15 protein-coding genes are annotated in these 20,355 nt (G+C 38.0%); 7 read left to right on the top strand and 8 right to left on the bottom strand.

Features of this window, described 5'->3' with window-relative positions:
- Window positions 1-102 precede the first annotated feature (102 nt).
- Both APB85_RS06550 and APB85_RS06545 read left to right on the top strand, forming a co-directional pair.
- The gene (locus tag APB85_RS06550) at window positions 103-2,418 is read left to right on the top strand and encodes a M28 family peptidase (protein ID WP_057482531.1); all 2,316 of its coding nucleotides are present in this window, start codon (window positions 103-105) and stop codon (window positions 2,416-2,418) included.
- A gap of 184 nt (window positions 2,419-2,602) precedes the next feature.
- The gene (locus APB85_RS06545; protein ID WP_057482530.1) at window positions 2,603-3,403 is read left to right on the top strand and encodes an NAD(P)H-binding protein; all 801 of its coding nucleotides are present in this window, start codon (window positions 2,603-2,605) and stop codon (window positions 3,401-3,403) included.
- Window positions 3,404-3,590: 187 nt separating this feature from the next.
- Here the strand turns inward: APB85_RS06545 and mfd are convergent, their stop codons facing one another.
- On the bottom strand, window positions 3,591-6,977 hold the full coding sequence (gene mfd, locus APB85_RS06540) for a transcription-repair coupling factor (protein WP_057482529.1): 3,387 nt from the start codon (window positions 6,975-6,977) through the stop codon (window positions 3,591-3,593).
- Between the two features lie 173 nt (window positions 6,978-7,150).
- On the opposite strand from mfd, the gene APB85_RS06535 reads away from it, so the two are divergent.
- Window positions 7,151-8,509: a dihydrolipoyl dehydrogenase family protein gene (locus APB85_RS06535; protein WP_057482528.1), complete on the top strand. Its 1,359-nt coding sequence runs from the start codon at window positions 7,151-7,153 to the stop codon at window positions 8,507-8,509.
- Between the two features lie 27 nt (window positions 8,510-8,536).
- Here the strand turns inward: APB85_RS06535 and APB85_RS06530 are convergent, their stop codons facing one another.
- From APB85_RS06530 to asnB, 7 genes are all read right to left on the bottom strand, one after another.
- A complete protein-coding gene (locus APB85_RS06530; RefSeq protein ID WP_057482527.1) occupies window positions 8,537-9,328 on the bottom strand; it encodes a hypothetical protein in 792 nt (263 codons plus the stop codon).
- Between the two features lie 2 nt (window positions 9,329-9,330).
- Window positions 9,331-9,966: a ligase-associated DNA damage response endonuclease PdeM gene (pdeM, locus tag APB85_RS06525; protein WP_057482526.1), complete on the bottom strand. Its 636-nt coding sequence runs from the start codon at window positions 9,964-9,966 to the stop codon at window positions 9,331-9,333.
- 143 nt (window positions 9,967-10,109) lie between these two features.
- Window positions 10,110-11,264 carry a methionine aminotransferase gene (locus APB85_RS06520; protein ID WP_057482728.1) on the bottom strand — a complete coding sequence of 385 codons (1,155 nt, stop codon included), beginning with the start codon at window positions 11,262-11,264 and terminating at the stop codon, window positions 10,110-10,112.
- 165 nt (window positions 11,265-11,429) lie between these two features.
- On the bottom strand, window positions 11,430-12,176 hold the full coding sequence (locus APB85_RS06515; RefSeq protein WP_057482525.1) for a succinate dehydrogenase/fumarate reductase iron-sulfur subunit: 747 nt from the start codon (window positions 12,174-12,176) through the stop codon (window positions 11,430-11,432).
- A 67-nt stretch (window positions 12,177-12,243) separates the two neighbouring features.
- Window positions 12,244-14,247 (bottom strand): fumarate reductase/succinate dehydrogenase flavoprotein subunit, encoded by a 2,004-nt coding sequence (locus tag APB85_RS06510; protein WP_057482524.1) that lies wholly within the window; start codon window positions 14,245-14,247, stop codon window positions 12,244-12,246.
- Between the two features lie 12 nt (window positions 14,248-14,259).
- Entirely contained in the window at window positions 14,260-14,922 is a 663-nt protein-coding gene (locus APB85_RS06505) for a succinate dehydrogenase cytochrome b subunit (protein ID WP_057482523.1), read from the bottom strand.
- Window positions 14,923-15,255: 333 nt separating this feature from the next.
- Window positions 15,256-16,926, bottom strand: a complete 1,671-nt coding sequence (gene asnB / locus APB85_RS06500) for an asparagine synthase B (RefSeq protein WP_057482522.1) — start codon at window positions 16,924-16,926, stop codon at window positions 15,256-15,258.
- Window positions 16,927-17,258: 332 nt separating this feature from the next.
- Between asnB and APB85_RS06495 the strand changes: the two genes are divergently transcribed.
- The 4 genes from APB85_RS06495 (at window position 17,259) to APB85_RS06480 (ending at window position 20,242) form a co-directional block, all read left to right on the top strand.
- Entirely contained in the window at window positions 17,259-18,188 is a 930-nt protein-coding gene (locus APB85_RS06495; protein ID WP_057482521.1) for a DnaJ C-terminal domain-containing protein, read from the top strand.
- Entirely contained in the window at window positions 18,185-18,475 is a 291-nt protein-coding gene (locus APB85_RS06490) for a chaperone modulator CbpM (RefSeq protein WP_057482520.1), read from the top strand. The genes APB85_RS06495 and APB85_RS06490 overlap by 4 nt, the downstream gene beginning before the upstream one ends.
- A 186-nt stretch (window positions 18,476-18,661) precedes the next feature.
- Complete coding sequence (locus tag APB85_RS06485) at window positions 18,662-18,886, top strand: hypothetical protein (protein ID WP_057482518.1); 225 nt, start codon at window positions 18,662-18,664, stop codon at window positions 18,884-18,886.
- Between the two features lie 63 nt (window positions 18,887-18,949).
- Complete coding sequence (locus APB85_RS06480) at window positions 18,950-20,242, top strand: aminopeptidase P family protein (RefSeq protein WP_057482517.1); 1,293 nt, start codon at window positions 18,950-18,952, stop codon at window positions 20,240-20,242.
- Window positions 20,243-20,355 lie beyond the last annotated feature (113 nt).

Below are 20,355 nucleotides of genomic sequence, written 5' to 3'. Positions count from 1 at the left end.
GGCAAAATTTAATTATTCTGAAAGCTTACTCCGCAGCGCTACTATTCCTTAAAATCTTAAGTATCTTTAAATCCTGTAAAACCTTTTGTTTTTTTCTGAATTATGCTGAAAAATATACCTCGCTTTTTTTCATTCATTTTTATTGCCATTGCAGTTTGGTTTAGCTTTTACAGCAGCCAGCCAAAAACTATTGAAGCCGAAGATGCACCTGGAACTACTTTTTCTACCCAACGCGCTTTTAAACACGTTGAAGCAATTGCGCAGAAGCCCCATTATGTAGGAACTGAAGCCCATAGCCGCGTAAGAAATTATATCGTTGGTAAATTACAGGAAATGGGCTTACAGGCCCAAACCCACGAAGATTATATTCTTAATAAAAATGGCGTATTAGTCCGCCCTCAAAACATCACGGCTCGTTTGGAAGGAAACGGAAACGGTGAGGCTTTGGTGATTATGACGCATTACGACAGTAACCCGCATTCTTCCCTGGGTGCCAGTGATGCCGGCAGTGGCGTAGGGACAATTTTAGAAGGTATTCGCACTTTTCTAGCTGAAAATAAAAAACACAAAAATGATATCATCATTCTATTTACCGATGCCGAAGAACTCGGTTTAAATGGCGCCGAACTTTTTATAAAAGATCACCCCTGGGCTAAAGACGCTAAGCTTGCTCTTAACTTTGAAGCCCGAGGCAGCGATGGAGATTCTTTTATGTTCCTGGAAACAAATTCAGGAAATGCTGGGCTTATTAATTCTTTCAAAAAAGCAAACCCAGAATTTCCCGTTACAAATTCGCTCGTTTATAGCGTTTATAAAATGTTGCCTAATGATACCGATCTTACAGTTTTACGCGAACAGGGTGATATCCCAGGCTATAATTTTGCCTTTATAGACGATCATTTTGATTATCACACCGCGACTGACACTCCTAAAAACTTAGACAAGGAAACCTTAGCGCATCAAGGTAGTTATTTAATGTCTTTACTTGATTATTTTAAAGATGTAGATTTAGCCGAAGTAGATGCAGAAGAGAAAGTATTATTTTTCAATATTCCGGGAGGGGAAATAATTAGTTATCCGTTTTCCTGGATCTTCCCAATGCTTATTCTCGCTTTTGTTCTGTTTTTTATCCTTCTCGGCTACGGATTTTCTAAGGATCGTTTTCAGCTAAAAGAAATTTTAAAAAGTATTATTCCCTTTGTAGTAAGCCTTGCCTTTTCTGGCTTATTGGTTTTTCTACTCTGGAAATTCTTACTCTACAGCTATCCGGAATATTCAGAAATGGAACAGGGTTTCACCTACAACGGCTATTATTATATCGCCGCTTTTGTTTCATTAAGCTTACTCATTTCGTTTTTCACCTACTTCCGATTTAGACATATAGAAAACAAGGCTAATCTATTCGTTGTTCCGCTATTTTTCTGGTTATTGCTTTGTGCTTTGCTCGCTTTCTTTCTAAAAGGCGCGGCTTATTTTATCATACCAGGTTTTTTCGGCTTGCTGCAGCTATTTATTATGATGCGTCAGGAATCGCCAAACTCCTTATTAATGGCGTTATTAAGCCTTCCGGCTGTATTTATTTTAGTGCCGTTTATAAAAATGTTTCCGGTAGCTTTAGGTTTGAAAATATTGTTTGTTTCAGCTTTACTCACGGTTCTATTATTTCAACTGCTGTTACCTGTTTTCGCTTACTTTAAAAGCAATAAGAAGATTGCGGTTTTATTCTTTTTAGTTTTCAATATTCTTTTAATAATCGCACATTTTAAAGCCGATTTCACCAAAGAACATCCCAAACCGAATTCGCTGGTTTATCTTTTTGATGCCGATAAAAACACTACCAATTGGTATTCTTACGATAAGATGCCAGACGAATGGACCGAAGCATATTTTGGAGAAGAACCATTAATTGCTCCTTCAGAAAATAAAACCTTTAGCAGTAAATACGGCTCAAATTTTACCTGGCGTACCGAAGCTCCAAAAATTGATCTAGAATCACCGGGCGTAACCTGGGAAAAAACCGATTCTACCTCAGCTTTTAATTCCTATTCATTAAAAATTGCTACCAACCGAAAAGCAAATAGAATAGAACTTTTTGCCGATAGAACAATAGATTTTCAAAGCTTTAAAGTAAACGGGCTTGAAGCCGATTCCGTTGCACTAGGAAGTAACGATTTTCATATTCACACCCGTAGATGGCACGACCGGATATTGACTTATCATATTTCGGGAAGGGATACCTTAAGACTGGAATTTAGTTTAAAAAACGAGATAAAACCAGAATTTACGCTCTACGAGTCCAGTTATGATTTGCTAGAAAATGAAGCCTTAAATGTAAAGCCAAGGCCCGAAACAATGATCCCACGGCCTTTTGTGCTAAATGATGCTGTAATTTTTAAGAAAACCATAAGCCCCGAGTAGGCTTTGGTTTTGTAGCTTTGGGTTATTATTCGTCATCCTGAATTCATTTCAGGATCTAACTTGATAAGAAATGCTCTCATATTAGAAGCTGAAACAAGTTCAGCTTGACGAATACACAAATACACGAATATTTTATTTAAAAACTTAAAAACACCTCCCCTTTGGGGAGGCCGGGAGGGGCTTTATGAACATATCTATATTAGGAACCGGCTGGCTGGGATTGCCACTCGCAAAAAAGCTGAAAGAAGAGCACGTAGTAAAAGGCTCGGTTACCAGTCAGGAAAAAATACAGCCATTGCGTGATGCTGAAATTACTCCCTATCAAATCAAAATTTTTACCGAAGGCGTTCAGGGTGATCTAACTTCGTTTCTTGCCCATGCTGAACTTTTGATCATTGATATACCACCTGGTTTACGCAGTGATCCCCAGGCCGATTTCGTAGGTAAAATAGGAAGAATTGTAGATTATATAGAAAAATCACCTGTAGGAAAAGTGATTTTTGTGAGTTCTACTTCAGTCTATAAAGACCAAGAAACCTTCCCCGAATACACCGAAGAAAATGAAGCTAACGGAACTTCAGAAGCCGCTAAGCAACTTAATGCTGCAGAAAAGATACTATTAAAGAATGAGCATTTTCAAACCGCAGTTGTTCGCTTCGGTGGATTGATTGGCCCGGACAGACATCCTGTGCATTATCTCGCTAACAAAACCGGGATTAAAAATCCAAAAGCGCCGGTAAATCTTATTCAGCAGGAAGATTGTATTAAAATCATTAACCAGATCATCAAGAAAGAAGCCTGGGGAAAGATTTTTAACGCCGCCTACCCAGGTCATCCCACAAGGGAAGAATACTACAGTAAAACGGCAAAAGAAAGAAACTTAAATATTCCCGATTTTGAGCAGAATGGAGTTTCGAAAGGAAAAAAGATTAGTTCGGTGAATTTAAAAGAGGTTTTAGGTTTTGATTTTGAAAGAACTATATAACAACTTAGATTCTGAAACGAATTCAGAATGACGCAAAAAAGAAATCTCACAGGTTTCAAAAACCTGTGAGGTCTTATATCAAAAGCTCCTTCCCTTCTGAAGGGAAGGTGGCATTCCGAAGGAAAGACAGAAGGGTTCAACCACCCCGGCCTATCAGCCACCCCTCCTTAAAAGGGAGGGGAACATTTTAAGCAGTCTTTTCTACCTCTTCTTCCTTCAATCTAAAATCAAGGGGTTGCAAAACTTTTAAAACGCTTTCTATCGAATTAATCTTTTCAAAAGTTAAAAGCAAACGCAGGCCATTCCTGGTTTTCTTCTCTTTCATTGTGCATTTTTGCCTATGTGTTTGTACATATTGCAGCACTTTGGTAAATGTATTGGTTTGGTAAAACCTGGATTGTTGATCGGAAATAAAATAACCTATCAATTTGCCTTGTTTTAATATGATCTTTTCCAAACCTATACTCGCCGCGATCCATTTTATTCGAACACTATTCAGTAAGTCTACTGCCCGGGTTGGTAATTCCCCAAAACGGTCTACAAGCTCGGCTTCGAACTTTTGCAATTCCTCTTCTGAAGTAATATTATTTAATTGCGTATATAAATTAAGTCTTTCAGTAATATTATTGATATAATCATCGGGAAAAAGAATTTCAAAATCGGTATCGATCTGCGCATCTTTTACAAAGGTTTTATCCTCTATATTTTCAGATTCGCTATACAGCTCCTGGAATTCATTTTCTTTTAATTCCTCAATGGCTTCATTTAAAATCTTCTGGTAGGTATCAAAACCAATTTCATTGATAAATCCGCTTTGTTCGCCACCCAGTAAATCCCCGGCACCACGAATTTCTAAATCTTTCATCGCGATATTTATACCGCTTCCTAATTCAGAAAATTGTTCCAGGGCACTAATTCTTTTACGGGCATCTTCGGTCATTACAGAGTATGGTGGCGTTATAAAATAACAAAAAGCTTTTTTGTTGCTTCGGCCTACTCTACCTCGCATCTGGTGAAGATCTGAAACCCCAAAATTATTCGCATTATTAATAAAAATAGTGTTCGCATTGGTCACATCAAGTCCGCTTTCCACGATCGTTGTTGAAACCAGGACATCAAATTCACCATTGATAAAACTCAGCATCAGTTTTTCCAGCTTCTTACCTTCCATCTGCCCGTGTCCTACCCCAACCTTAGCATCTGGCACCACACGCTGAATCATTCCAGCGACTTCTTTAATATTTTCAATCCTGTTATGAATAAAGAAAACCTGCCCGCCACGCTGAATTTCATAAGAAACTGCATCCCGAATAGTTTCTTCGGAAAAGCGAATTACATTAGTTTCAATAGGATATCTATTTGGAGGCGGTGTGGTAATGGTAGATAAATCCCTTGCGGCCATTAAACTAAACTGAAGTGTTCTTGGAATAGGCGTGGCAGTAAGCGTTAGTGTATCTACATTCTCTTTTATAGTCTTGAGCTTATCTTTTACCGAAACTCCAAATTTTTGCTCTTCATCTACGATTAATAAACCAAGATCTTTGAATTTCACTGCTTTATTTACCAATTGGTGTGTACCAATCACAATATCTACTTTTCCATTCTCCAAATCTGCTAAAGTTTCACGCCGTTCTTTAGCGGTTCTAAACCTATTTAGATAATCTACCGTTACCGGAAAATCCTTTAAACGTTCAGAGAAAGTTTCGTGATGTTGAAATGCCAAAATAGTGGTTGGCACCAGAACAGCAACTTGTTTACCGTTATCTACCGCTTTAAAAGCTGCCCGAATAGCAACCTCTGTTTTCCCGAAACCAACATCCCCACAAACCAACCGATCCATAGGGCGCTCGTTTTCCATATCTTCTTTTACCGCCTGGGTAGCGGTACTTTGATCTGGCGTATCTTCATACATAAAAGAGGCTTCCAGCTCGTGTTGTAAGTAAGAATCTGGGCCAAAGGCAAAACCCTTTTGTAATCTACGTTTTGCGTAAAGTTCAATTAGATTGTAGGCAATATGCTTAACCCGGGCCTTGGTCTTTTGCTTTAATTTCTTCCAGGCATTGCTTCCCAATTTAAAGATCTTGGGCTCTTTGCCATCCTTCCCGTTATATTTTGAAATTTTATGCAGCGAATGTATGCTAACATATAAAATATCGCGCTCGCCATAGAAAAGCTTGATGGCTTCCTGCTTTTTCCCTTCAACATCAATTTTCTGAAGTCCGCCAAATTTGCCTATTCCATGATCAATATGGGTTACATAATCGCCCACCTCAAGATTACCAAGTTCCTTAAGGGTAATCGCCTGTTTTTTAGCATAACCATTCTTAAGATGAAACTTATGATAACGTTCAAAGATCTGGTGATCGGTATAGCAAATGTTTTTTCCGGCCTCATCTATAAAGCCCTGGAATAAAGCCAAAGTAATTGTTTGGTATTTTACGATACGTTCCTGGTCATCGAAGATATCGTGGAAGCGTTTGGCTTGCTGTTCGCTAACGCAGAAAATATAATTTGTATATCCGTTTTCCTGATTTTCAATTAAGTTGTCAATCAGTAAATCGAATTGCTTATTAAAAGAAGGCTGGGGTTTTGTTTGAAATTCTATATTTTTCTGAGGCTCTAAATACGCCTGATTGCTCAGTTCAACAACTGAAAAAAGCTCCAGCTGACTTTTAATTAACTGCCCGTCACAAAACAGCTCTTTGGGTTCGCTATGTTTTACTTCTTCAGAAAGTTTATTAAAAGCTTCTTCTGCCTTGCTAAAAAGTTTATCGGCCTGGGCAGTGAGTAAATCGAGGTTTTTAACAAACACCACGGTTTTTTCTGAAATATATTTTAGAAAACTGTCCCGTATTTCGTCAAGGTGTTTATTTTCAACATTCGGCATTACCGAAATTTTCTTCACTTTATCTGTAGAAAGCTGGGTTTCTACATCAAAACTTCTAATGCTATCTACTTCGTCCCCAAAAAACTCGATACGGTAAGGCTCATCGTTACTAAAGGAAAAAACATCTATTATTCCACCACGTACTGAAAATTCGCCCGGTTCGGTTACAAAATCTACCCGCTTAAATTTATATTCGAATAAAACTTCGTTTACAAAATCTATAGAAAGTTCGTCTTCCACAGAAATTTTTAGCGTGCTTCTATCGAGTTCCTTTCTAGTAACTACTTTTTCAAATAAAGCATCGGGATAGGTAACAATTATCGCCGGTTTTTTACGCGAGTTGATTCGGTTCAAAACTTCGGCTCGTAACAGTACATTCGCATTATCTGTTTCCTCTATTTGATAAGGACGGCGGTAACTGCCGGGATAAAAAAGCACATTCTTTTCTCCTACCAGTTGCTCGAGATCGTTTAAATAATAAGCAGCTTCTTCTTTATCATTAAAAATCAGTAAAAAGGGCTTTTCAGCTTCTTTAAACGCGTTGGCTACAACAAAAGAAAAAGCAGAACCAACAAGTCCTTTTAGTTGAATTTTAGTCCGATTTTTTTCAGAAGAGACAAGGGACTCCCGCAATTCCTGCTGTTGCGAGGATTGTGCAAAGCTTTGGGCGATAATAGTTTTACTCATTGGCGCAAAGATAATTGCAGAAATTTTGTCCCGCAACCTCTCAACATTTTTTTAACGTTAGTTAATTTATACTTTCTTTAATACCAAAGAATTTCTTTTCCACTCCACTTTTACCATTTTTATAACAGCAAAAATGTCTGCAGATGCCTAATTTGCTGTAAGAACTTATAATTATGGGATTTGAGCATTTTGACGTATTTGTAATAGGAACCGGAACCGCCGGAAAAGGTGTAGCAAAAGACTGCGCTAAGGCAGGATGGAAGGTCGCGATAGCCGATAACAGAGAGTATGGCGGCACCTGCCCCAATCGTGGCTGTGACCCTAAAAAAGTTTTAGTTGGTTTTACTGAAATTATAGATCGCGCTACTAAAATGCAGGGCATGGGAATCACCAAAATGCCTGAAGTAAATTGGAGTGATCTCATGACTTTTAAAGAAACATTTGTAGATGCCATTCCTGCCGCCACTGAAAAAGATCTGGCTGCTCTGGACATCAAAATGTATCACCAATCTCCAAAATTTTTGGATGAAAACACGCTTTCTGTTGAAGGCAAAACGGTAACCGCAGATAAGATCGTTATCGCTACCGGGCAAAAAGCTATGCCATTAAAGATCCCTGGCGAAGAATATGCTCTTTTAAGCGAAGATTTTCTCGATCTAAAAGAATTACCCGAAACGATGATTTTTATCGGTGCGGGATATATTGGAATGGAATTCGCGCATATCGCAGCTCGTTTTGGGGTAAAAGTAACCATGATGGATTTTGCGCCAGGACCGCTTTCCAACTTCGATGAAGATATGGTGAAATACATCCAGCAAGTTTCGGAAGAAGACCTGGGAATCGATTTTATTTTTAATGCCGAAGTAAATGAAATTGAAAAACTGCAAAAGAACTTTAGAGTAAAAGCAAATCAAAACGGAAAAGAGGTTTCGGCCAAAGCTGAAATGGTTTTTAATACCGCAGGTCGCGTTCCATCTATAGAAGATCTGGATTTGGAAAAAGGGAACGTTGACTTTTCAAAAAAGGGAATTAGCGTTAACGAATTTCTTCAAAATACCACTAACAAGAGCGTTTATGCCTGTGGTGATGTTTCGGCAAGTTCTGGCTTACCTTTAACGCCACTTTCTTCACAGGAATCAAAGATCGTTGCAGCGAATCTTTTGAATAAAAAAGAGCCTAAAAAAGCAGATTATCCGCCGCAACCTACAGTAGTATTTACCCTGCCAAAACTGGCTTCCGTAGGACTTTCAGAAAAGGAAGCTAAGGAACAGGGATACGATTATGAACTGGAACACAAATTAGTGCCCGAATGGTTTAATGCAAAACATATCAATGAGAAAATATACGCCTATAAGACCCTGGTGGATAAAAAAACCGGACTCGTACTTGGGGCTCATTTAGTTGGCCCGGAAGCTTCCGAAATCATCAATATGTTTGTGATGGCGATGTGCGGAAAGCTGGATTGTGAAACTTTAAAGAAAATGATTTTCACTTATCCCAGTTGGGCAAGCGATATTAAAGGAATGGTTTAGCAAAGTCTCACCCTCGAAATAGAGGAGTTAATCCCGCTTCATCAATTTATACATCGGGTTTGTTTCCTTATTCAACCAGCCGTGGTAAATAATATTTGAAAAAATAGCAACCGCACCTATTAAAGCAGAATAAGCGATAAGTGGGATTTCGCCAAAATGTCTAAAATAAATAGCGATTAACGCCCAAACGCCAACTGCGGCAAATTCCCGCATATTTCTGCGCCAGATCATAGCGATATTTAGAAAAACAGCCACCGCAATAATAATAACTGTCCAAATTTCTTCTCCAAAAAACGGTGCTGTCCAATCTATTTTAGAAAGATAAGCCGAAACATTCGCGATACTGGCAACGGCGATCCATCCTGAATAAAGGCAAATAGGCCACCAGCTAAAAGCAAGGATTTTTAATGGGGCATCCCAGCGTTCCATATTGGTTTTCAGGATTATTTTTATAAGAGAGAAAAGAATTAAAAACATGAGCAGTACTGAAACTCCCGTAAACTCATAAAGCCAAAATATTACCCAGGCAGCATTGGCCAGGTTAGCCGTTAAAAACCAGTAACCGGAATTCTTTAAAAACTCCAGATCATTTTTCGCTGAAAATGCCTGAAAAAGTTGATAACCAGAAAAGCCTAGAAGCGAAAGAAAGATTATTCCCCAAATGGCAAAAGCATAACCTGCAGGAGTAAAAAGATTATAATACTCGGCACTAAGGCTACCCATAGTATTCCCGTTAATGATTCCCGTTTGAGAAATATAACTAACGGCAATAATTAAAATTACCGAGATAAAATTGAGTACCGCAAGACGTTTTTCCATTTTTAGCTGTTTTCTATTAAAATTACTTCATTTTGGGTAATTGCGTATGCTTTTTCCCCTTCATTTAGCTTCATCATAAAATTCCCGGTGAATTCTCCAAAAGCAGGAAAAATCAATTGATCTTTTCTTCGGAAAAAACAAGGCAATTTAAGGCTTTGTTTTCCTTTTCCATTTAATCGATAGCCCGGGTGAATATGTCCGCAAAGGTTAAAGAAATCTGTCCTGTTTTCTGGATGGTGGGTAAGCAAAAAACCATTAAGCTGCCATTCAGAATGAATTTTCACGCTCAATTCTTCATATTTTAAGGGGGAAATTATATCGTGATTTCCTGCTATTAAAGCTACTTCGGCTTCTACAAAACTAAGCCAGTTTTCGAATAATCTCCACTCATTATTAAGATCGCTATGAAAAAGATCTCCTAAAAAGCAGACAATTTTTGGCTGAAATTTCCCCACTACTTCGCTTAATCTTAAAAAATTTGCATTGATCGCTTTATGAGGCACCGCACTTCCAAATTTTCTGAAATGAGAAATCTTTCCTAAATGCACATCGCTAATTAAGAGGATTCCTTCTTCTTTCCAAAAAGCGGCACCGCTGGGGTGAAGTTCAAAAGTTTGATTTTGGAGATTTATGGTCATTGGTTTATTTGAGTGACTTAGAAAAAAAATGAAATCGTCATCCTGAATTTAATTCAGAATCTAAGATATTGACAATTAAAAATATGTTAGAAACTGAAACGAGTTCAGTTTGACGAAACTAGACTTTTCAGACAACCTCGATACTATAATTTATGTAAAATCTCAGCTGCTTTTTCCAGGGTTTCGTCGGTTTTAGCGAAGCAGAAACGCAACTGTTTGTGATCTTTTCCATCTTTATGAAATACCGATACCGGGATAGTGGCCAGTCCGTGCTCAGTAATCAATCTTTTGGCAAAATCTACATCATGTTCATCGGTAATTTCTGAATAGTCCATCACCTGGAAATAGGTACCTTTTGAGGGAGTTCCTTTAAATTTTGAGCCTTGCATCAGCTCAAGGAATTTATCGCGTTTTTGCTGATAGAAATTTCCCAGGCTCAAATAGTGCTCCGGATTTTTTAAATATTCTGCAAAAGCCCGCTGCATTGGATGATTCACACAAAAAACCGTAGCTTGATGAAACTTAATGATCTCCTTCATTAAAACTTCGGGAGCTACGCAATAGCCCATTTTCCAACCCGTATTATGAAAAGTTTTGCCAAAGGAAGCACACACAATAGCCCTTTCAGCTAAACCGGGAAATTTGGAAGCGCTTTGATGCTGTTCGTCATCATAAATAAGATGCTCGTATACCTCATCGCTTAACAAGATAATATTGGTGCTTTTCAGCAATTTTTCAAGTTGCTGCATATCACTTTTTGAAAGAACGGTTCCTGTTGGATTATGCGGCGTGTTAATTACAATCATTCTGGTTTTAGAAGTTATTCTATCTTCAACTTCCTGCCAGTCGATTTTAAAATCTTTTCCTTTTAATTCGATTAAAACAGGTTTACCTCCAGCCAGTTTAATATCGGGTTCATAAGAATCGTAGGCCGGTTTAAAAACAATTACTTCATCTCCGGGATGCACAAATGCACTTATAGCACAATATAGAGCCTGGGTAGCTCCTGCGGTGAAAATAATTTCGGAAGCTTCCTCATATTTCTTTCCGTAGAGATTTTCAATTTTGCTAACTATTTGCTCCCGCAATTCGGGAATGCCATTCATGGGCGGATACTGGTTGTAGCCATCTTTCATCGCTTTACAAACCAGCTCTTTTAAATGATTATCGGTTTCAAAATTGGGAAAACCCTGGGAAAGATCTATCGCTTTATGCTTTCTTGCAAGCCCACTCATTACTGAAAATATACTGGTTTTCCCGGCTGGAAGTTTTGAAGGAAGATTTTGAAAATCTGGCATTATATTATTTTTAAATTCCATTAAATGATATGCAACATCGAAATTGGGTGAATTTATTCTCGTAAAATACCTCCTGCACTTTCTTCGAGGTAGTTGATTAAGTTGCATAAAAAATCCCAAATTCAAAAAGAATTTGGGATCGTTTTATTTGTATTTAAGGAAGTTTTATCCTTTTATACTTGCTGAAAGGTATTCACGGTTCATACGTGCGATATTCTCTAAAGAAATTCCTTTAGGACATTCTATTTCGCAGGCTCCCGTATTACTACAGTTTCCAAATCCTTCTTCGTCCATTTGTCTAACCATTGCCTGAACACGCTCGGTAGCTTCTACACGACCTTGCGGAAGTAAAGCATACTGAGAAACTTTTGCTGATGTAAACAACATAGCACTCGCATTCTTACAAGCTGCTACACAAGCTCCACAACCAATGCAGGTTGCCGCGTTAAAAGATTCATCGGCTTTTTCTTTTTCTATTGGAATAGTATTGGCATCTACGGTATTCCCCGAAGTATTTACTGAAACATACCCCCAGGCTTGCTGAATCCTATCAAAAGCAGTACGATCTACAATAAGGTCTTTTATTACCGGAAAAGCTTTTGCTCTAAATGGCTCTATATAAATGGTATCACCATCTTTAAAAGAGCGCATATGCAACTGGCAGGTTGCGATTAACTTATCTGGGCCGTGTGGCTCGCCGTTAATTTGCAAAGAACAAGAACCACAAATTCCCTCACGACAATCGTGATCAAACTGAATGGTATCTTCTCCTTTTTCTACCAACTGCTCGTTAAGTATATCCAGCATTTCAAGAAAAGACATATCTCCATCTATTCCATCTACAGGATAATCTACCATTTTTCCTTTAGCAGTGGCATTTTCCTGACGCCATATTTTTAAGTTAAGCTTCATATCTTAAAAGTATTGAGTAGTGAGTATTTAGTATTGAGCTTTTATACTCAATACTTAAATCTCAATTCTATTTATAACTTCTTGTTTTCAATTCTATATTTTCAAATACCAGGTCTTCTTTGTGAAGCACGGCATCTGCAGGTTTCCCTTTATACTCCCAGGCAGCAACATACTTAAAGTTCTCATCGTCCCTTAAAGCTTCACCTTCCTCGGTTTGGTATTCTTCTCTAAAGTGCCCTCCACAAGATTCTTCTCTATGTAGTGCATCTTTAGCGAATAATTCTCCAAGTTCAAGGAAATCTGCTACACGACCAGCTTTTTCAAGCTCTGCATTTTTAGAAGTAGCACTTCCGGGAACTTTTACGTTTTTCCAGAAATCTTCTCTTAAAGCTGCAATTTCTTCAATCGCTTCTTTTAATCCTTCTGCGTTACGTGCCATTCCGCATTTGTTCCACATAATAAGTCCTAATTCCTTATGGTAGGAATCAACAGATTTCTTTCCGCCGGCATTCATCAACTTGTCAATTCGTTCTTTTACAGCCTTCTCGGTTTCTTCAAATTCTGGTGAATCTGTAGGAATTGCTCCAGTACGAATGTCGTTTGATAAATAATCTCCAATAGTATATGGCAATACAAAATAACCATCTGCCAGCCCTTGCATTAATGCAGAAGCTCCAAGCCTGTTAGCACCGTGATCTGAGAAGTTCGCTTCTCCGGCAGCATAACAACCCGGAATGGTAGTTTGCAGGTTGTAATCTACCCAAAGTCCACCCATTGTATAGTGAACCGCTGGATATATCATCATTGGGGTTTCATATGGATTTTGGTCTACGATCTTCTGATACATATCGAAGAGGTTTCCATATTTAGAAGCAACTACTTCTTTCCCAAGCTTAGTAATTTCTTCTTTCGAAGCATTTTTATTCCCTGAAGTAAAAGCTTTTTCCTTTCCGTAACGCTCTATGGCACTCGCAAAATCCAGGTAAACTGCCTGTCCTGTTTTATTTACTCCATAACCGGCATCGCAACGCTCTTTAGCTGCTCTTGACGCCACATCTCTAGGCACAAGGTTACCAAACGCAGGATAACGACGCTCTAAGTAATAATCTCTTTCATCTTCTGAAAGTTCTGTTGGTTTTTTCTTACCTTCTCTTATAGCTTTAGCGTCTTCTTCTTTCTTAGGCACCCAAATTCGTCCATCATTCCGAAGGGATTCAGACATCAACGTAAGTTTTGATTGATGATCTCCTGAAACCGGAATACAGGTTGGGTGAATTTGTGTATAGCAAGGGTTTGCGAAATATGCTCCTCTACGGTGCGCTCTCCAGGCTGCCATCACGTTACTTCCCATCGCATTTGTAGAAAGGAAGAAAACATTTCCATAACCACCGGAAGCCAATACCACGGCGTGAGCCGAGTGGCGTTCAATCTCACCGGTAATCATATTTCTGGCAATAATTCCCCGAGCTTTACCATCTACCAATACTAAATCCATCATTTCATGACGGTTGAATGGCTGTATTTTTCCACGGTTAATCTGGCGGTTCATTGCTGAATATGCGCCAAGCAACAATTGTTGTCCTGTTTGTCCTTTCGCATAAAAAGTACGGGAAACAAGCACCCCACCAAAGGAGCGGTTATCTAAATAACCACCGTATTCACGGGCAAAAGGAACTCCCTGTGCCACACATTGATCTATAATATTTCCGGAAACCTCAGCAAGACGATAAACATTCCCTTCACGAGAACGATAATCCCCACCTTTTACGGTATCATAAAACAAGCGGTAATCTGAATCGCCATCTCCCTGGTAATTCTTAGAGGCGTTAATACCTCCCTGGGCGGCGATAGAGTGAGCACGTCTTGGAGAATCCTGGTAACAAAATGTTTTTACATTATAACCTAATTCGGCAAGAGTTGCAGCTGCAGCTCCTCCCGCAAGACCTGTTCCAATAACGATAACATCAATATTACGCTTATTGGCAGGGTTTACCAGGTTAATATCATTTTTATGATTGGTCCACTTTTCTGCTAGAGGCCCTTTAGGTATTTTTGAATCTAAAACTGACATAAATCTTACGTATTAAAGGTTATTAATATAGTGAAAAAGGGCTATAAAAATAAATCCTAGCGGTATGATGATCGCATAAGCTTTGGTGAATCCTCTAAGTCCTTTGGCGTATTTATTTCTCCATCCAACAGATTGAAACGAAGAAGAAAAGCCGTGATAAAGGTGAAGGGCCAAAAATACAAATGAAACCACGTATAATATTGTTCTAACCGGGCTTTGGAATTTCGCCACTAACTCATCATAGTAACGAGCAGCGTCTTCGGGATGTGATTCTATATATTTATGAATCATTTCCGGAAACCAGAAATCGTAAAAGTGAAGCCCTAAAAAAGCTAAAACTACAAGTCCTGAGTAAATCATATTTCTTGAAACCCAGCTTGAATTTTCATTTCCGGCAAACTTAACATACTTTATATCTCTTGCTCCACGGTTTTTCGCTTCAAGTATAAAACCCATTACAAAGTGAAAAATCACTCCAAAAATTAAAATAGGTTGCAATAAAGCCTGTACAAAAAAGTTAGTTCCCATAAAATGAGAAACCTCATTGAAAACGTCTTTACTGAATACAGAAATAAAATTGATGCTAAAATGCTGAGCTAAAAATAAGACCAGAAATAGTCCCGATAAGGCCATAGCAAATTTTCTTGCTATGGTTGAATTAAGAAATCCACCCATTGGTTTGATAATTTTATAGAAATTTAACAGCAAAAATACACTCCAAATCACTTACGGACAAACTTTCAAGCCTGTTTATAGGACTATTTAGAACAAATATAAGTAAGCGATAATTTTGTTGAAGATCATTATTTCCAATCCACACAATGCCACAAGTTAAAAGCTTCACCTATCCGCTATTATTCAAAGCACTCACATTTTAGGACTTAAAGATTCATATAAATTATGGTTATACAATTCACAAACCTTGTTAAGAGCGAGAATTCCATAAAAAAAGCTACCCATAGATTTAGGTAGCTTTTTTAATAAATTTAAATTTCTAAATTGATTTTTCTAAGCTTTTTGGTAGCTGTCAGAATGAACATTAGCGACTGCCCTACCTGAAGGATCGTTCATATTTTTAAAAGACTCATCCCATTCTAAAGCAGTTGGTGTACTACAAGCTACAGAAGGCACAGATGGAACCGACTTTGCTGCCGCATCGCTTGGGAAATGATCGGTAAAAATTGATCGGTAATAATATTCTTCTTTGCTAGAAGGTGGCTGGATTGGAAATTTGAAATGTGCATTTTTAAGCTGCTCATCGCTCACTTCTGCATTAACCAATTCTTTTAGAGTATCTATCCAGCTATAACCAACACCATCTGAAAATTGTTCTTTTTGCCTCCAGGCTACGCTTTCCGGCAAATAATCTTCAAATGCCTTTCTTAGCACCCACTTTTCTATACGGTCACCGGTAATCATTTTATCTTTAGGGTTTATCCTCATGGCTACATCCATAAATTCCTTATCCAGGAACGGTACACGCCCTTCTATACCCCAGGCACAAAGAGATTTATTAGCCCGTAAACAATCATACTGATGTAATTTATCTAGTTTTCGAACGGTCTCCTCGTGAAAATCTTTTGCACTAGGGGCTTTGTGAAAATAAAGGTACCCACCAAATAATTCATCTGAACCTTCGCCCGAAAGCACCATTTTAATTCCCAAAGATTTAATAGTTCTAGCCATTAAATACATAGGCGTAGACGCCCTAATTGTGGTTACATCATAAGTTTCTAAATGATAGATCACATCTTTAATCGCATCTAATCCCTCCTGTATAGTGAATTTTATTTCGTGATGCACCGTATCTAAATGATCGGCCACTTTTTTTGCAGCTGCAAGATCGGGTGAACCCTCCAACCCTATAGCAAAAGAGTGCAACCTAGGGTACCAAGCCGCATCCTTATCGTCACTCTCTACTCTTTTTTCTGAATATAATTTAGCAACCGCAGAAGTAATTGAAGAATCTAATCCCCCTGAAAGCAAAACACCATAAGGCACATCACTCATTAACTGCCGGTGCACCGCCTTTTCAAGAGCTTCTTTTAAATCTTCGATACTGGTTTCATTATCCTTTACAGCATCATATTCCATCCAGTCTCGCTCATACCATTTTTGGAAACCTTCCTTTTTACTCGATAAATAATGCCCGGGAGGAAATAATTCAATCTTAGTGCATTTTCCTTCTAAAGCCTTAAGTTCTGAAGCTACATAAAAGGTTCCGTTTTGGTCCCAGCCTACATATAATGGAATAATTCCCATATGATCGCGAGCAATAAAATACTCATCGTTTTCGACATCATAAATAGCAAAACCAAAAATCCCGTTTAATTCATCTAAAAAACTATCACCTTTTTCTTTATAAAGCGCCAGGATAACTTCACAATCAGATTTTGTTTGAAAGTTGTAATCTGGAAACCGGCTCCTTAATTCTTTATGATTATAGATCTCACCATTTGCAGCAAGCACTAGCTTTTTATCATCAGACAATAAAGGTTGTCCACCAGAAATAGGATCTACAATAGCCAGGCGCTCATGCGCCAAAATCGATTTTTCATCACTATAAATTCCACTCCAGTCCGGGCCACGATGTCTTAAACATTTAGCCATTTCTAATATTTGAGGTCTTAAGTCTTCAGACCTATCTTTTAAATCGAAAGCACATACAATTCCACACACAGCTTTAAAGTTTTAAGTATTAATATTGAAACAAATATTGGGTTAATATTTCATAAAAAAAGCTAATAAGATGTATTTGGTTACACATGAAAATTTAAAATTCAATATTAACTTCATATTAAAAATAAAATTTAATAATAATTACGATTTAATTTCAGCAGTAAAATTTCCAGAAAACATGAACAGTATTATTCAAAAAATTAAAGATTTCGCATAACATATTTTATAAAATTTCTCCTAATTTATTCGATTTTATTCAAACTAAATGGGAAGTAAGTCAGCTTTTTAGTAATTTCAGGAGATAGAATTTCAACATTAATTCATAAGTTTTCATGGATTTTATAGACTACTACAAATTGCTGGAATTAGATAAATCTGCCAGCCAGGCTGATATTAAAAAAGCCTACCGGAAGCTGGCCAGAAAACATCATCCAGATCTCAACCCAAATAATAAGGAAGCTCAGCTGAGGTTTCAGCAAATAAACGAAGCCAACGAAGTCTTGAGCGATCCCGAAAAACGAAAAAAATACGACCAATACGGGAAAGACTGGCAACACGCCGATGCTTACGAAGAAGCTAAAAAACAACAGCAAGCCTCTGGCGGCAGAGCTTATTCGGGCGGCGGATTTGGTGGCGGCCAGGGTGGCTATTCCTATTCAGGAAATTTTGATGATGATACTTTTTCAGACTTTTTTGAGGAAATGTTTGGCAGTGGCGCAAGAGCCCACGGTTCGGGTCGCGGCCGTCATTTTAAAGGCCAGGATTTTAATGCTGAGCTACAGCTAAACTTAAGCGATGTGTATACGAGTCACAAACAAACGCTAACGGTAAATGGAAAGAATATCCGACTTACAATTCCCGCCGGAGTTGAGAACGGGCAAACCATTAAAATTAAGGGTCATGGCGGGCCTGGCGTTCAGGGTGGCCCTAAAGGCGATCTTTATATCACTTTTAATATTGTAAATAACACAAAATTTAAAAGAGAAAGAGAGAATTTGTTTAGCAACGTGAGCCTGGATTTATATACCGCTTTACTCGGCGGGGAACTCACCGTGGACACCTTTGCCGGAAAGGTTAAATTAAAAGTAAAGCCAGAAACCCAAACGGGAACTAAGGTGAAATTAAAAGGCAAAGGATTTCCGAAATATAAAAAGGAAAATCAGTTTGGGGATTTAATTATTACTTATGATGTAAAAATGCCAACAAACTTAAGCGCGAGAGAAAAAGAACTGTTTCAGGAACTTCAAAAATTACGCTCATGAATTTAGAAGATTTAATACCAACCGATGAGATTTGCGCAAGGTATAAAGTTAAACGCACATTTGTTAGTTCGCTTTACGAAAGCGGTTTGATTGAAATTATTACCGTAGAAGAAACAGAATATGTGCATTGCGATGAGATTTCAGAATTTGAAAGGTTATGGCGACTGCATTACGACCTCGATATAAATTTGGAAGGACTTGAAGCAATTCAGCATTTATTAAGGCAAGTGAAAAAATTACAAAAACAAAACCTTGAACTTAAAAACCGTTTGGGCTTATATGAGTAAGGCAGGATCTTTTTACTCGATAATCGAGATTGAATACGCCAGCCCTTGTCTCGAAATGAAATTATTGTTGCAGGATAATAGCCTATAGGCTTGCCTGGAGGTTTTTTCCTCTGGAAGATAATGATAACTTTGCAATAACAACTAACAAATTAGCTCAATTTAAGATTTCAGCTTACAAAAGATAGAATGAAAAGAACTTTCTCAAGATTGATCCAAAACCCTTTTACCTGCGTACTTTTCTTTTGCGCATTCTTCTTTCTTTGGGATTACGGTTGGGAATATTTTTTAAACGACAACATTCCTGACTTTATTGACACAATTCTACACAGCCTTTTTATAGGAGTTTTTGTTGGAATGCTTTTTTACTTCTGGAACATAAAACCTGAATTGAAAGAAATTAATAAAAAATAGAAATAATAATAAACCCAGCAGTTTTCAGCTTTATGCAATCTGTAAGGTTTAAAATATAAACAAATGAGATACGATCAAATAGACAGTAAATTATTTATAAAAAACCGAAAAAGCTTTACAGCGGGAATGAAGCCTAACAGTCTTGCGGTTTTTAATGCTAACGATATTTACCCTATTGGTGCCGATAGCACCATGCCTTTTCAGCAAAACAGGGATTTATTTTATTTAAGTGGTGTAGACCAGGAAGAAGCAATTTTGGTGCTTTTCCCGGATGCTCCAAAACCGGAACATCGTGAGATTTTATTTCTTACGGAAACCAATCCGCATATTGCTGTTTGGGAAGGCGCAAAATTAGATAAAGAAAAAGCTTTAGAAGTTAGTGGAATTGAAACAGTCTACTGGCTTCAGGATTTTGAGAAGATCTTCTTTGAAGTTATGTCGCAATGCGAAACAGTATATTTCAATACCAACGAGCATTATCGAGCGAATGTACAAACAGAAACTCGTGACGAAAGATTTATAAAATGGTGTAAAGAAAAATATCCTGCGCACCAGGTAGCGAAAAGCAATCCTATTTTGCAGCGCCTACGTTCAGTAAAAGACCCAATTGAGCTGGATATTATGCAAAAAGCTTGCGATATTACCGAAAAAGCTTTCCGTAGAGCATTAAAATTTACAAAACCCGGGGTTTGGGAACACGAAATTGAAGCTGAATACTGGCACGAAATGATTAGAAATCGTAGCCGCGGGTTCGCTTACACGCCAATTATTGCCAGCGGAAATAACGCAAACGTGCTTCATTATACCGAGAACAACCAGCAATGTAAAGAAGGAGATTTAATCCTTTTAGATACCGGTGCAGAATATGCTAATTACTCTAGCGATATGACCAGAACTATTCCGGTTTCAGGAAAGTTTTCAGATCGCCAGAAACAGATTTACAATACGGTAAATAAGGTAAAGAAAGAAGCCACAAAATGGTTAGTTCCGGGAACTATTTGGGCAGAATACCATAAGGAAGTTGGTAAATTAATGACCTCAGAATTACTGGATCTTGGCTTATTAGATAAAGCCGATGTTCAAAACGAAGACCCAAAATGGCCTGCCTACAAAAAATATTTTATGCACGGTACCGCACATAATATTGGATTAGACACCCACGATTACGGGATTTTAACCGAACCCATGAAACCAAACCAGGTTTTCACCGTAGAACCGGGAATTTATTTACCAGATGAAGGCTTCGGAATTCGTTTGGAAGACGATGTGGTAATTCAAAAAGAAGGAGAACCATTTAACCTGATGCGCAATATCCCAATTGAAATTGAGGAGATTGAAGAAATTATGAATTCTTAATTGAATAATTCTTACAATTAGATCAGTATACTTTACCGTCAGGCTGAATTTATTTCAGCTTCTAACAAGAGACTAACTAGGATTATATTAGATCTCCGGATAAATTTCGGAGC

Source organism: Salegentibacter mishustinae (genome assembly GCF_002900095.1).
Taxonomy (GTDB): Bacteria; Bacteroidota; Bacteroidia; order Flavobacteriales; family Flavobacteriaceae; genus Salegentibacter; species Salegentibacter mishustinae.
This window is presented reverse-complemented; position numbering and strand designations above follow the sequence as displayed.

What these genes read in the sequence shown, in the direction of transcription:
- APB85_RS06550 (WP_057482531.1), top strand. Translation starts at nt 103, where the DNA reads ATGCTGAAAAATATACCTCGCTTTTTTTCATTCATTTTTATTGCCATT.
- APB85_RS06545 (WP_057482530.1), top strand. Translation starts at nt 2,603, where the DNA reads ATGAACATATCTATATTAGGAACCGGCTGGCTGGGATTGCCACTCGCA.
- mfd (WP_057482529.1), bottom strand. Translation starts at nt 6,977, where the DNA reads ATGAGTAAAACTATTATCGCCCAAAGCTTTGCACAATCCTCGCAACAG.
- APB85_RS06535 (WP_057482528.1), top strand. Translation starts at nt 7,151, where the DNA reads ATGGGATTTGAGCATTTTGACGTATTTGTAATAGGAACCGGAACCGCC.
- APB85_RS06530 (WP_057482527.1), bottom strand. Translation starts at nt 9,328, where the DNA reads ATGGAAAAACGTCTTGCGGTACTCAATTTTATCTCGGTAATTTTAATT.
- pdeM (WP_057482526.1), bottom strand. Translation starts at nt 9,966, where the DNA reads ATGACCATAAATCTCCAAAATCAAACTTTTGAACTTCACCCCAGCGGT.
- APB85_RS06520 (WP_057482728.1), bottom strand. Translation starts at nt 11,264, where the DNA reads ATGCCAGATTTTCAAAATCTTCCTTCAAAACTTCCAGCCGGGAAAACC.
- APB85_RS06515 (WP_057482525.1), bottom strand. Translation starts at nt 12,176, where the DNA reads ATGAAGCTTAACTTAAAAATATGGCGTCAGGAAAATGCCACTGCTAAA.
- APB85_RS06510 (WP_057482524.1), bottom strand. Translation starts at nt 14,247, where the DNA reads ATGTCAGTTTTAGATTCAAAAATACCTAAAGGGCCTCTAGCAGAAAAG.
- APB85_RS06505 (WP_057482523.1), bottom strand. Translation starts at nt 14,922, where the DNA reads ATGGGTGGATTTCTTAATTCAACCATAGCAAGAAAATTTGCTATGGCC.
- APB85_RS06495 (WP_057482521.1), top strand. Translation starts at nt 17,259, where the DNA reads ATGGATTTTATAGACTACTACAAATTGCTGGAATTAGATAAATCTGCC.
- APB85_RS06490 (WP_057482520.1), top strand. Translation starts at nt 18,185, where the DNA reads ATGAATTTAGAAGATTTAATACCAACCGATGAGATTTGCGCAAGGTAT.
- APB85_RS06485 (WP_057482518.1), top strand. Translation starts at nt 18,662, where the DNA reads ATGAAAAGAACTTTCTCAAGATTGATCCAAAACCCTTTTACCTGCGTA.
- APB85_RS06480 (WP_057482517.1), top strand. Translation starts at nt 18,950, where the DNA reads ATGAGATACGATCAAATAGACAGTAAATTATTTATAAAAAACCGAAAA.